Raw genomic sequence first — 13,173 nt, forward strand, 5'->3', positions numbered from 1 at the left:
TCTATTTGAATTCCAAAGCCAAAGCGGCACACCACTTCTCACCGCGCGAGCTTTCAGGGCTCAGAGTCAGCGCTCGACCTTCCGCGTGCGGCCTAATGGTAATGATCAGGTCAGGCTTTGGCAAAAAGCCCGCACCGAGATTGGGCCATTCGATCAGGCAAAGGGCCTCCCCTTCGAAGTAATCCCGTATGCCGAGGAATTCTAGCTCTTCTGGATCAACAAGTCGGTAAAGATCAAAGTGATACGCGCGATTTCTCCCAATCTCGTAAGGTTCCACGAGGGTGAACGTCGGGCTTTTCACCGCGCCGACATGGCCCAGCCCACGGATGATTCCCCGCGACAGGGTGGTCTTGCCAGCCCCCAGATCGCCTTCAAGAAAAATAATTCCATTGCTTTCAGTGACTTGGGCAATCCGCGCACCAAAGTCGGTCATCGCCTCTTCACCCATCAGGTGCAGGGTTAACTCAGACACGGTTGTTGCTCCTCCAGAAGCCTACGAATAACAGGAATCAGATCAGCGGCAACCATCCCGCGCCCACTGGCCCCGCATAGTTCTCCCGCCAGCGCGTGAAGCCAGACGCCGAGGCAGGCGGCCTCGAAAGCGGGCATTTTTTGCGCCATCAACGCGCCAATGACGCCCGCCAGCACATCGCCCAAACCGCCCGTCGCCATCGCCGGATGACCGTGATTGGCCAGCGCCAGATCCCCAGCAGGGTTAGCGATCAGGCTGCCGCTGCCCTTCAAAACGCAGACAGCGTTGAATTTCCGGGCCAGCGCTCGCGTCGCAGCGGGCCGATCGACTTGAATTTCCTGAGTGCCAATGCCCAGCAAACGCGCCGCTTCCCCAGGGTGCGGCGTGATCACGCAATCCTTGGGCAACTGCACCAGACCGGCGGCCAGCTGATTCAGCGCGTCAGCGTCCCAGACTTGAGGCCGTTCGGCATTGGCGGCGGCAGACAACAGGCTGCGGCCCCAACTGTGCTGCCCCAATCCTGGCCCGACGACCAACACGCTGGCGGGCTCGATCAGCGCCATCAGTTGATTCGCCGAGCTGATGCCAGCGCTCATGACTTCGGGAAACCGCGTCAACGCAGCGGTAACGTGTTCGGGACGGGTCGCCAGCGTGACCATCCCCGCGCCGCTGCGCAAGGTGCTTTCCGTGGACAGCAGGGCCGCGCCGCCGAAGCCAAGATCGCCGCCAATGACCAACACGCGACCAAACTGGCCTTTATGGGCCGTGCGAGGACGAGCCTTGAGGACGGGCAGATTAAATGTATCGAGACGTTTAACGCTGACGGGCGCTTGCCCGACGATGGCCGGATCAGCCTGTAAATCGTCGAACACCAGCTCACCGACACGATCAGGCGCATCACCGGTGAACAGGCCGACCTTGAGACCAATGAAGGTCACCGTCAGATCGGCACGCACCGCCACGCCCAGCGTGTGGCCCGTGTCCGCGCACAGCCCCGACGGGATGTCGACTGCCATGACCGGCAAACGACTGTCGTTTATGGCGTGAATGGCGGACGTGTAGGGGTCGCGCACATCGCCCTTGAGACCCGTCCCGAGCAGCGCATCGACGACGATCCCGCTCAGCACTTGTTGCTGCCACGGCTGGATGTCGACCTGATCACTCGCCGCTTCTTTATAAGCAGTCTCGGCATCGCCCTTCAGCGCCGAGCAATCGCCCACAGCCAGCACCGTCACCTGCCAGCCTGCGCGCTTGGCCAAGGCCGCAATCAAATAGCCATCGCCCGCGTTATTGCCATGGCCTGCCAGCACTGTCAGTCGCTGACCGTCAGGCCAATGGCGACGGATTGCGCGCCAGGCGGCGTGGGCTGCGCGCTGCATGAGTTCGAAGCCGGGCGTGCCTGCGGCAATCAGGCGTGCGTCGAGGTCGCGGACCTGCGCGGCGCTGTACAGTGCGTCGGGAAATGGGGGTTTGCTGTGCAACATGCGTCTTTGGGCTCCGATGTCTGGCAGAATTATACGCACCTGCGCCCCGGTGTCCTCCCTGCATGTCCGCGATAACTGTAGATCCAGCCACACAATCCGCGCCCTTGTCGGCTGCGGCGCTGTCCGAGCTTGCCCAATCCATCAAGGACTGGGGGCGCGAACTCGGCTTCCAACAAGTGGGTATCTCGGGGCTGGATCTGGCGGAACATGAGCAGCATCTGGAGCGCTGGCTCGAAGCCGGGTATCACGGCGAGATGGACTATATGGCAGCGCACGGCAGCAAACGTTCGCACCCGGAGGAATTGGTGCCGGGCACGCTGCGAGTGGTGTCGCTGCGTATGGACTATCTGCCGGGCGAAACGCAGATGGCGCAATTGCTGGCTCAGCCAGAAAAAGCCTATGTCTCGCGTTATGCCTTGGGCCGCGATTATCACAAGCTGATTCGCAAGCGCGTGCAGCAACTGGCCGAGCGTATCCAGCAAGCCATCGGCCCCTTCGGTTTCAGGGCGTTCGTCGACAGCGCCCCGGTGCTGGAAAAGGCCATCGCCGAACAGGCCGGTCTGGGCTGGATTGGCAAGAACACGCTGGTGCTGAATCGCAAAGCGGGCAGCTATTTCTTCCTGAGCGAGTTGTTCGTTGATTTGCCGCTGCCGACCGATGCCCCTCATGCCACCGAACATTGCGGGCGTTGCAGAGCTTGTCTGGACGTGTGCCCGACCAACGCGTTCGTCGGGCCATACGTGCTGGACGCCCGGCGTTGCATTTCTTACCTGACCATCGAATTGAAAACGTCGATTCCCGAAGAGTTGCGCTCGATGATCGGCAATCGAGTGTTCGGCTGCGACGATTGTCAGATCGTCTGCCCCTGGAATCGCTTCGCCCGGCCCACCGATCAAAACGACTTCAAACCCCGCCACGGCCTCGATAACGCCGAACTGACGACGCTGTTTTTGTGGGATGAGACGACGTTTCTCAGCAATACCGAAGGCTCGCCATTGCGGCGTGCGGGGTATGAACGGTGGTTGAGGAATCTTGCGGTGGGGCTGGGCAATGCGCCTTCTACCATTCCGGTGATCGAGGCATTGAAAGCGCGCCTGAATGATCCGTCAGAAATGGTGCGCGAGCATGTGGAATGGGCGTTGCGGCGGCATGGCGTTAGCCAGCCAACTCAAAACCTGTAGGAGTGAGCTTGCTCGCGACAGGGTTCTTTCAGACGCTGCATCTTTGAATGTGCTGGAGAATCGCGAGCAAGCTCACTCCTACAAAAGTCTCCACCCAGTCTCAAATTCAATGCCCATCCTTGTACACAAACTTGGGCATTTCCCAGCGATACTTGATCGCCAGCAGACGCAGCAACAGCCCACCCGACAGGGTAATCAGCGTGCCCTGCTCGATCGGCAACCCCACCCACTGACACAACAAGAAGCACCACGCCGCAGCGAACGAGACACTGGCGTACAGCTCGCGCCGGAAGATCAGCGGGATGTCGTTGCAGAAGATGTCTCGCAAGATGCCGCCAAAAGTCCCGGTGATCACCCCGCTGACCGCCGCCACCAGCATGCCTAGCCCCATGTCCAACGCCGTCGTGCAGCCGATGATCGTAAACGCCACCAGACCCAAGGCGTCGAGCACCAGGAACAGCGAGCGGAGGTGGCGCATCAGCGGTGCAATAAAGATCGTCACCAAAGCGGCCAAAGTGGTGAGAATCAAGTATTCCGGGTGTTTCACCCACGTCAGCGGATAGTGGCCCAACAGCACGTCGCGCGCCGAACCGCCTCCCAGCGCCGTGATGCAGGCAATCAGCACCACGCCAAACCAGTCCATGCCGCGACGTCCGGCAGACAGCGCGCCAGTCATGGCCTCGGCAGTGATGGCGATCAGGTAAAGCATCAACAGCATGGTGGCGATCCGTGCGAAAGAGGGACGCAGTTTGAAACGCTTAGAAGCGCTTGCCCGCGGTTACGGTGTTCCTGTCACGGGCAAGCAAACGCCTAGTCGACGCGTCAGACTTTGATGAAATGCTCGCGATAAAAACGCAACTCGGCGATGGATTCACGAATGTCGTCCAGTGCCAGGTGGGTGCTGCCCTTCTTGAACTTCAGCTCCGGCGACCAGCGTGCCGCCAGCTCCTTGAGCGTCGAAACATCGAGGTTGCGGTAATGGAAGTAGTTTTCCAGCGTCGGCATGCGCTTATAAAGGAAGCGGCGGTCCTGACAGATGCTGTTGCCGCAGATCGGCGAGCTGCGCTCCGGCACCCACTGTTTGATGAAATCCAGAGTCATGGCTTCGGCTTCAGCGGTGGAAATCGTGCTTTCGCGCACGCGCTGGGTCAGGCCCGAACCGCCGTGCTGACGGGTGTTCCACTCGTCCATGCCATTCAACAGGTCATCGCTTTGATGCACGGCGATGACCGGGCCTTCGGCCAGGGTGTTCAGCTCGCTGTCGGTGATGATGGTCGCCATCTCGATGATGACGTCGTTGTCAGGGTCCAGACCGGTCATTTCCAGGTCGATCCAGATCAGATTCTGCTTGTTCTGCATATGTCGGCTCCTCAGCGTAGGCGCGCAGTTTAGCGTAGCCGAGCGTGCTAGACTCCCCCGCGCTTTACCCAATTAGCAGCTTTTGCATTCCGGATCTCAGAACACCCATGGCCAAACGCCAACTCAACCGCCGCCAAAACTGGCGCATCGAAAAGATTCAAGGCGAGCGCGCTGCCCGTGCCGCCAAACGTGAATCCCAAGCACTGGAAACGCTGGAAGGCGGCGACCTGGGTCCCGAGCAGACGGGGCTGGTCATCGCTCACTTCGGCGTTCAGGTGGAAGTCGAGGCACAGGAAGGCGAACTGAGCGGTCAGGTGTTCCGCTGCCATTTGCGGGCCAACCTGCCAGCGCTCGTAACCGGCGACAGAGTCGTCTGGCGGGCAGGCAATCAGGGCATTGGTGTGATCGTCGCGCAATTGCCGCGCAACACTGAACTGTGCCGCCCGGACACCCGGGGCCAGCTCAAGCCGGTGGCCGCCAACGTCGACATGATCGTCATCGTGTTCGCCCCCGCGCCTGAACCTCATGCCAACTTGATCGACCGGTATCTGGTGGCTGCCGAACACGCCGGCATTCGCCCGCTGTTGCTGCTGAACAAATTCGACCTGATCAACGACGAGAATGCCCCGGCGCTGAATGCGCTGCTGGCGGTCTATCGGACATTGGGTTACCCGGTGCTGGAAGTGTCGGCTCATCACGGCAACGGCATGCAACAGTTGCAAGACTTGCTCGACAGCCACATCAGTGTGTTCGTTGGTCAGTCAGGCGTGGGCAAGTCGTCCCTGGTCAACAGCTTGTTGCCGGAAGTCGGCACGCGGGTCGGGCCTTTGTCGGAGTATTCCGGCCAAGGCACTCACACCACGACCACCGCCCGCCTGTTCCACTTCCCCCGTGGCGGCGATCTGATCGACTCCCCCGGCATTCGTGAATTCGGCCTGGGTCATGTGAGCCGCGCTGACGTCGAAGCGGGCTTCATCGAATTCAACGACCTGCTGGGCCGCTGCCGCTTTCGCGATTGCAAACATGATCGCGAACCGGGGTGTGCGCTGCTCAAGGGTTTGGAAGATGGCCGCGTGCAGCAACAGCGGATGAACAGCTATCGCTCAATCATCGCGAGTTTGCCGGATAGCAGTTACTGAGCCCGAGAGGGCTTTCAACTGACATGCCATAAAACCTGTGGGAACCTGCAAGCCGGTGCTACAGAAACGTATGGAATCTATGGAATCACGCCTGAAAACACAAAATGCCGCGATCACCGCGGCTTTTTTTCGTCTGAACCGAATGTCAGTTCTCGGTTTGGTGGATCTTCAGCTGCCCGTGACCAAAGATACCAAGCGTCTGCCAAATTTCGTCAGGCTGGGTGTAGTTCATCAAATCAACGCAAGCTTTGCACCATTGGATCAGCAGTTATCAAACTAGTTAACCCCAAAAAATAATAGCTACTTCCAACATTATCCATTATCTACAACTTCATCTCTAAAACGGCCACCTCAAAGATTTTCACTGCGCTCCCTATACAAGCAATCATTATCAAATAAAAAAATAACGTTTGCCAGACGCCCTCTTTGTATGCAACGTGGAAATGCACCACGCACCAGCAACACGATTCTGCATATGACTTTTATTGCACTGAATAAATAAATTAAGAAAAGGAATTATCATCATGCCCAATCAGATTGAACTGCCACCTATTGTCATTCGGCCCGACCCACCACCTACGCCATCGCCAATTATTCCCACTTTCCCAATTGATACCCTTAGGCCACTCCCAATGGATCCGCGACTTTCCCATATCGCATCAATTGAGGAACTCGCAAAAAAAGTGAGTCTTCGATCGGAGGAAGCCGTTATCCCACTGTGTGGAATAACCAAATATGCTATGGAGTCGATTGACGCGCTTCACGCAGAACATATTCAAAATCTACAAGAGGATTTGGCCAAAGAAATCACCATGCGCATGGACGAAAGTGCGCTTCCCTTATCAGAACATTTGCTACTCAAGAGGAGCATAATCCAAGATCTTATCGCATCCAAAAACAGCAGCCTGCAGCTGGAAATCCAAATTTCAAACTCCTTCTTTGGAATCAGTCCGCTCAATCGAAACTTTGTAGATGTGGTTAACGAGATTCAGCGCCGCAAAAATCCCCTTGACGTGTTCAAAGCCTGGACAACTTCCTACACGGCGGCTCGATCTGTCGCGGTCTTGACGGATGCCATCAGGATCTTGACTGAACAATCAGCTGCACTGGACGCCCAGATTTCGGCAGCTCAGGCCCAACAGCAGGAACAAGCCGCATTGGCGGCAGCACAGGCACAGCGGCTCGCTGAAGAACAGGCGCAAATGGCTGCTCAAGCGGCTGCGCAAGCACAACGGCAAGCCGAAGAACAGGCAGCTCAGGCCGCTGCTGAAGCACAGCGTCAGGCTGAAGAACAAGAGCGACTGGCAGTTGAAGAGAAACATAGACTTGAGAACCAGGCCACCGCTGCAGGCTTGGCTAACACCTACCACCTCAAAGGCGCGGTCTCCGTTACCCGACCACTGTTCATAACAACGGAGGGCGTCATCGCTGTCGCGGAAACCACGGCGCTTACGCTGCAAGCTGCTATTCGGGCAGCGATTGCAGGTCTGACGGCAGCGGCTGCCAGTGTCGCATCAGGCTTGTTCGTGGGTGTCTCAGCGCTGATATACTCGCCCAAGCTTGGCAATGGGGAGCTCTCCCCAAACTATGCCTTCAGCACCCCTTTGTCCGACATATTGCCGGAAGATACACAAGACCTGCATGCCGTCGCAGCAGCGGAAGGCTCAATCGAACTGCCGTTCCGGCTCAGCTCCAAAACCACCGATCAGGGCGACTCAGAACTAATCGTCGTCAATATTGGAGCATCTAACCTGCACGCGTCGGTGAAGGTCGTTGCAGCTACGCATAACTCGCAGAGCAACACCTTCAGTGTCCAGATTTCAGACACCCCTCCTAAGACCCTCATCTGGACACCCGCTGAGGCACCCGCGAACAGTTCGACTACGCTTCCAGTTGAGGAGCAAGTGCCTTCTGTTATTCCAGGTGCGAGCGTAACGCCCGTCGAGGGGCGGATCGATACATTCCCCCAAGTCGCTGAGATAAGCTTTAATGACTTGATCGTCACTTTCCCAATAGAAACGAGATTGCCTCCTATCTATGTGATGGTTAGCAATCCTTACGAGGGGGCCAATACCAAGGGAAAATATAGCGGACGAATGTATAACCCAGATAACGCAGGTGGCCCGATAAAAAACTTGAGTTGGGAAGATGCTATCATCACTCAAGAAGGTATTGATCTGATCAAGCTGCATACGGGGCGATTTAAGGAGTCTGCGGGTAACAGCGTGATGATTGATCGACTGAACAAGATCCTCGAGGGAAAGATTGAATCTACAGACGTGGACAAACGATTCTACACTCACGAGATTAGAGAGCTTGAGCGCTACAGAGCGCTTGGCGTCAAGGACGAGGTAGAAGGTAATGTATGGAATGATGCCCACGCTGCGACATTGGAAGATTTTAAATTAAAAGACGATCCCGACTTGCTTTATACAGCCGAAGCGACTGATGCTTATCTCAAACAGGAATATGGGGAATAACATGACCGACATTAACGATATAGTCGTAGCGGAAAATCCAACCGACGTCATCCTATTCATTACAAGAAATAACAACGCCATTTCATATCCCAGTTTAGATAGACTATATAGCCGGAACAAATGGATTCATTTCGCGAATAACTTGGAACTGCAACAGCTCGTAGACAACATGGAGCAGGAAGGCTTGATTTCGCGCAGTAATGGCGGCATAAGAAAAGGTCCCAAGTGGAGAGCTCCTTCATTTCTCAGCGAAAACAAATATCCTATAAAAAGCTCTTGAGCTCAGTTCAGAATATCCGCCTCTGAAAGGATTTTCCTCGATCCATCATACTTGGACATGAAACGTTCACTATTGCCTATACTTAAAACAGCAATGAACGAACGCTAATCAATCGCTGAGTGCGAGTTTGCCGGACAGCGGGTACTGAGCCGTACGCACTCTCCTACTCCCACAGGGAAGTGTGTTACCCATCTGAAAACAAAAACGCCGCGATCATCGCGGCGTTTTTTTGTTCGAACCGGGTATCAGTTCTTGGTCTCGTCGATCTTCAGTTGCCCCTGATCGAAGAGGTTCAGCTTCTGCCGAATCTCATGGGGCTGAGCGTAGGCCTGGGGATCGACGGCTGGCGCTGCGGTCGATGCCCCCGGTTTGGCGCCCGGTGCTGTCGGCGAGGTCGGAGCGGGAGCAGCATCCGATTTAGGCGCGTCCCCCGTCCCTTGTGCACCCTCAATACGCTGCTGGGCCTTTTTGGTCAGGACCACGATATCGATACGACGGTTGATCGGGTTGGTGGGGCTGTCCTTGTCATAAAGCGCCGACGACGCGTAGCCCACCACACGAGCGACCTGAGGATCAGGATAGCCACCGGCAGTCAGCGCACGGCGAGCGGCGTTGGCGCGGTTGGCCGACAGCTCCCAGTTACCGAAACCGTTGTTGCCCACGAAAGGCGTCGCATCGGTGTGACCACTCACGCTGATCTTGTTCGGCACCGCTTTGATGGTGTCGGCCATGGCCAGCAGAATGTCTTCGAAATACGGTTTCAGACGCGCGCTGCCGATGTCGAACATAGGCCGGTTTTCAGCGTCCATGATCTGGATACGCAGGCCGTCCTGAGTGATCTCAAACAGGATCTGATCCTTGAACTTCGCCAGTTGCGGGTTCTCGTTGACCTTGGTCTGCAGCTCCTGCAACAGCATCTCCAGCCGCTCTTGCTCGACCTGCTCGGCCGCTGCGTCTTCCTTGTCGGCGTCCACGGGCACCTTGTCCGGGGCGGGGGTGGATTTCACTTCAGGGTTGAGCGTCTGGTCGGGCGACATCTCAGGCGAACCGCCCAGGTCGATCACGTAGGGCGAGCCGCTGTCCGAGAACCCGACCGGGTCTTTGAAGTAACCGGCAATGGCGATCAACTGCTCGGGCGTGGCCGAGGACATCAGCCACAGCACGAGGAAGAACGCCATCATCGCCGTCGCGAAGTCGGCGAAGGCGATTTTCCAGGCGCCGCCGTGGTGGCCGCCGCCGAAGCGCTTTACGCGCTTGACGATAATGGGCTGATTATTTTCCATGGATCAACGACCGCGAACAGCTTGTTCCAGCTCGCTGAAGCTGGGGCGGTGCGCTGGATAGAGAACCTTGCGACCGAATTCGACAGCCAGTGAAGGCGGCACGCCTGAGGCCGAGGCCACCAGCGATGCCTTGATCGACTCGAACACGTTCATTTCTTCTTTGGCGTCGTGGGCCAGACACTGAGCCAGTGGGCCGAAGAAGCCGTATGCCGCGAGAATACCGAAGAACGTACCGACGAGCGCCGCACCGACGTGCATACCGATCGCGGCCTTGTCACCGGAACCCAGGGACGCCATGGTCACCACGATACCGAGTACCGCCGCCACGATACCGAAGCCGGGCATACCGTCCGCCACACCGGTGACGGCGTGAGAAGGATGCTCCAGCTCTTCCTTCATGCTCAGCAGTTCCATGTCGAACAGGCCTTCCAGCTCGTGGGGAGCCATGTTGCCGGAGGACATGATGCGCAGGTAATCGCAGATGAACGCGATCATCTTGGTGTCTTTGAGCACGCTGGGGTATTTGGCGAAGATCGGGCTGTTTTCAGGCTCTTCGATATCGCCTTCGATGGCCATCATGCCTTCGCGGCGGCTCTTGTTGAGGATCTCGTAGATCAGCCCCAACACCTCCAGATAGAAGGCGTGAGTGAAGCGTGAACCGAACATCTTCACGGACTTCTTGATCACGTGCATGGTCATATAACCCGGGTTCGCCTGCAAAAATGCACCGAACGCGGCACCACCGATGATCAACACCTCGAAAGGCTGGATCAACGCAGCAATTTGACCATGGGAAAGTACGTAGCCGCCGAGGACGCTCGCGAAAACGACGATGATGCCGATAATTTTTGCCATAGATAAAGAATACTTACTGAGTCGGGTTCATGGTCATTGTGCGAGAAGCGTTCAAAACTCTTGTTCTACTTATCGGCATGAGTGCGCCAGACTATAGTGAAATCAAGCGAAAATCCTGCCTGGCGTCTGGCCCGGGTCTAGCAGCACGAAGGCCAGCATGATGCCATCATTCGACGCCGATCAAAACCTCCCAGCCGTACGGGCCTTGTGAATGCAATCAGATAAAGCCTCCCCGCTCCTCGTTCCGCAGACACTCGATGCCTGGGTCAAGCAGCTAGACAGTCTCGCCCTGCCTGTTCCCGCCGTCGCGCATGCGAAGGTCAATGCCGCGCTGAACGACAGCCGCAGATCGCTGCGCGAGATTGCTGACTTGATGCAGGACAGCCCCGCGCTGGTTCTCAGCGTGCTGCGCGAAGCCAATGTGCACAGCGGCGGCCTGACCGAACCGGCCGAAAGCCTCGAAGTGGCGCTGAACAGACTCGGGCTTGCCCGCACCGGCACTTTGCTTGCGCGATTGCCGAGCGTGGAACTGCAACAAATCCCGGTCGCACTGCGCCAACTGCAACTGATCAGCCAGCACGCCACACAACAGGCGTACGGGCTGTTTGCGAATCAGTTGGCGCGCCTGTGGCAAGACATTCATTTGGGCAGCCTGCTATTCCTCGCGCCACTGTGGCCCATGGCACTGGCCTATCCCAAGTTGCTGGAAGAGTGGGAATTGCGGGTTATCCACAAAGGAGAGTGCGCCAAGACTGTGGAAAAAGCCTTGTTCGGCGTGCGCCTGGTGCAACTGTGCCAGGCATTGGCGGAGCGTTGGCAACTGCCGATCTGGGTCACACAGGGCTATCACCTGCTGATGCGCGAACAGCGCAGTCTTGTGAAGGTGTTGCGCATCGCCCACGAGAGCGATGATCCGCTCAAACAACAGCAAGCGCTGGATGCCGATCTGCCTTTGCGCCGCTGGTTCAATCAGCCCGCCAACACCATTCTTCTGGCCAATGGCCTGGCGCTATCGGCACAACAAGCGTGGGACTCGCCGCACAATCTGCGCTGGCAATTGCTGACCAGCCTTTATTTGCAACAGCCCTTCGATGACCTTCAACAACAGGTGCACCAGAACGCCGCTGCCAGCGCTCGTCAACACGCAGCGCCCGGCGTCTGGCATCCGGCCGAAGCGTTGCTGTGGCCTTGGGACACCCGCCGCGTCCACAAAGGCTTGCTGCCCGCGCCACCGCCGTCCGCTGAAGCGCTGCAAGTCTGGCGCAAGCACTGCGGCGACCTGCTCAAAGAGCCCAGCGCCTTCACCAATGCCATGCACCTGACGACCACGGCGCGAGACGCTCTGATCGCATCGGGCATGCAACGGGCCGTGCTGCTGATGATCGACCGTAAAACCGACACCCTGCGGGTGCATCAAATCGCCGGCGTGGACAAATCCGCCGCCGCGCTGCTCATCCCTTATAAAGACAGCACGGTCCTGCAACGCCTGTTGGCCCAAGCCACACAATTGCGTCTGAACGCCAGCAACAACGCCCAGTTTTCGGCCTTGCTGCCCCCGCAACTGCGCAATCTGTTTTCGGGTGAAAACCTGTTGATCCGCTCACTGGCCAGCAATGGCCGGGTCATCATGGTGATCGTCGCGGATCAGGGGGGTGGGCCCTTCTCGGAAGTGACGGTGCAAGCCTTCGGAAAAACCGGGCAATGCATAGAGAAAGCGCTGACAACCTTTAGCCATCGCAATGGCTGACGGCTGAGCTACAATTCGCCTCTTTTCATGATCTGGAGACACCCATGTCTGCCTTCTCAAGCTTGCCGCTGGTCATCGAGCCCGCAGACCTGCAGGCACGCCTCGGCGCTTCAGAACTGATCCTGGTCGACCTGACCAGCGCCGCCCGCTATGAAGCCGGTCATGTCCCCGGCGCTCGTTTCGTCGACCCTAAACGTACCCAACTCGGCCAACCTCCCGCGCCAGGCCTGCTGCCGACTCAGGCGCAGCTGGAAGCGCTGTTTGGCGAGCTCGGTCACAACCCGAATGCCGTTTATGTGGTGTACGACGACGAAGGCGGCGGCTGGGCCGGGCGCTTCATCTGGCTGCTGGACGTCATCGGCCATTCGAAATACCACTATCTGGACGGCGGCCTATTGTCCTGGCAGGCGGAAGGTTTGCCGCTGTCTACGGAAGTGCCCGCCCCTGCTGGCGGTACGGTGCCAGTGACGATTCACGACGACCCCACCGCCACCCGCGAATACCTGCAAAGCCGACTGGGCGCTGACGACCTCGCCATCTGGGACGCACGTGGTCCTACCGAATATTCAGGCGAAAAGGTCGTGGCAGCACGCGGCGGCCATATTCCAGGCGCTGTGAACTTCGAATGGACGGCGGGCATGGATCAGGCCCGCAGTCTGCGCATCCGCAAGGACATGCCGCAGATTCTGGAGAGCCTGGGCATCACGCCGGACAAGGAAGTCATCACCCATTGCCAGACACACCATCGCTCAGGCTTCACCTACCTCGTCGCCAAGGCGCTGGGTTACCCGCGAATCAAGGGTTACGCCGGTTCGTGGGGCGAATGGGGCAATCACCCGGATACGCCCATCGAGAAGTAATCGCTCACCCGGCACCCCCTATCTCGACCTTTG

13 protein-coding genes are annotated in these 13,173 nt (G+C 57.8%); 7 read left to right on the forward strand and 6 right to left on the reverse strand.

Translation table 11 applies throughout. From position 1 onward, the window contains the following. Window position 1: 1 nt before the first annotated feature. Complete coding sequence (gene tsaE / locus AAEO81_RS27900; protein ID WP_166596017.1) at window positions 2-472, reverse strand: tRNA (adenosine(37)-N6)-threonylcarbamoyltransferase complex ATPase subunit type 1 TsaE; 471 nt, start codon at window positions 470-472, stop codon at window positions 2-4. Further along, complete coding sequence (locus tag AAEO81_RS27905; protein WP_341960320.1) at window positions 460-1,956, reverse strand: NAD(P)H-hydrate dehydratase; 1,497 nt, start codon at window positions 1,954-1,956, stop codon at window positions 460-462. The genes tsaE and AAEO81_RS27905 overlap by 13 nt, the downstream gene beginning before the upstream one ends. A 62-nt stretch (window positions 1,957-2,018) precedes the next feature. On the opposite strand from AAEO81_RS27905, the gene queG reads away from it, so the two are divergent. Continuing rightward, a complete protein-coding gene (gene queG, locus AAEO81_RS27910; RefSeq protein WP_341960322.1) occupies window positions 2,019-3,137 on the forward strand; it encodes a tRNA epoxyqueuosine(34) reductase QueG in 1,119 nt (372 codons plus the stop codon). Between the two features lie 106 nt (window positions 3,138-3,243). On the opposite strand, the gene AAEO81_RS27915 is transcribed toward queG, so the two are convergent. Together AAEO81_RS27915 and orn are read right to left on the reverse strand one after the other, a co-directional pair. After that, window positions 3,244-3,855 (reverse strand): trimeric intracellular cation channel family protein, encoded by a 612-nt coding sequence (locus AAEO81_RS27915; protein ID WP_341960324.1) that lies wholly within the window; start codon window positions 3,853-3,855, stop codon window positions 3,244-3,246. Window positions 3,856-3,959: 104 nt separating this feature from the next. After that, window positions 3,960-4,496, reverse strand: a complete 537-nt coding sequence (gene orn / locus AAEO81_RS27920; protein WP_166596020.1) for an oligoribonuclease — start codon at window positions 4,494-4,496, stop codon at window positions 3,960-3,962. Window positions 4,497-4,603: 107 nt separating this feature from the next. Between orn and rsgA the strand changes: the two genes are divergently transcribed. The 4 genes from rsgA to AAEO81_RS27940 all read left to right on the forward strand — a co-directional run bounded on the left by rsgA (window position 4,604) and on the right by AAEO81_RS27940 (window position 8,395). Next, entirely contained in the window at window positions 4,604-5,635 is a 1,032-nt protein-coding gene (rsgA, locus tag AAEO81_RS27925) for a small ribosomal subunit biogenesis GTPase RsgA (protein WP_166596021.1), read from the forward strand. Between the two features lie 79 nt (window positions 5,636-5,714). Next, window positions 5,715-5,915, forward strand: a complete 201-nt coding sequence (locus AAEO81_RS27930; RefSeq protein WP_341960325.1) for a hypothetical protein — start codon at window positions 5,715-5,717, stop codon at window positions 5,913-5,915. Between the two features lie 244 nt (window positions 5,916-6,159). Further along, window positions 6,160-8,115 carry an S-type pyocin domain-containing protein gene (locus AAEO81_RS27935; RefSeq protein WP_341960327.1) on the forward strand — a complete coding sequence of 652 codons (1,956 nt, stop codon included), beginning with the start codon at window positions 6,160-6,162 and terminating at the stop codon, window positions 8,113-8,115. A gap of 1 nt (window position 8,116) precedes the next feature. Beyond that, the gene (locus tag AAEO81_RS27940; protein ID WP_341960329.1) at window positions 8,117-8,395 is read left to right on the forward strand and encodes a hypothetical protein; all 279 of its coding nucleotides are present in this window, start codon (window positions 8,117-8,119) and stop codon (window positions 8,393-8,395) included. Between the two features lie 245 nt (window positions 8,396-8,640). Here AAEO81_RS27940 and motB read toward each other — a convergent pair whose 3' ends face one another. Together motB and motA are read right to left on the reverse strand one after the other, a co-directional pair. Continuing rightward, a complete protein-coding gene (gene motB / locus AAEO81_RS27945) occupies window positions 8,641-9,678 on the reverse strand; it encodes a flagellar motor protein MotB (protein ID WP_166596022.1) in 1,038 nt (345 codons plus the stop codon). A 3-nt stretch (window positions 9,679-9,681) separates the two neighbouring features. Beyond that, window positions 9,682-10,533, reverse strand: coding sequence for a flagellar motor stator protein MotA (gene motA / locus AAEO81_RS27950; RefSeq protein WP_166596023.1), 852 nt, complete (start codon window positions 10,531-10,533; stop codon window positions 9,682-9,684). Window positions 10,534-10,744: 211 nt separating this feature from the next. Here motA and AAEO81_RS27955 point away from each other — a divergent pair, with 211 nt between their 5' ends. After that, complete coding sequence (locus AAEO81_RS27955) at window positions 10,745-12,280, forward strand: HDOD domain-containing protein (RefSeq protein WP_341960331.1); 1,536 nt, start codon at window positions 10,745-10,747, stop codon at window positions 12,278-12,280. A 44-nt stretch (window positions 12,281-12,324) separates the two neighbouring features. After that, window positions 12,325-13,140 carry a rhodanese-like domain-containing protein gene (locus AAEO81_RS27960; protein ID WP_341960332.1) on the forward strand — a complete coding sequence of 272 codons (816 nt, stop codon included), beginning with the start codon at window positions 12,325-12,327 and terminating at the stop codon, window positions 13,138-13,140. The last annotated feature ends 33 nt before the right edge of the window (window positions 13,141-13,173 follow it).

Origin of the sequence: Pseudomonas sp. RC10, from assembly GCF_038397775.1 — a bacterium.
In the GTDB taxonomy this organism is placed as follows: Bacteria; Pseudomonadota; Gammaproteobacteria; order Pseudomonadales; family Pseudomonadaceae; genus Aquipseudomonas; species Aquipseudomonas bambusae.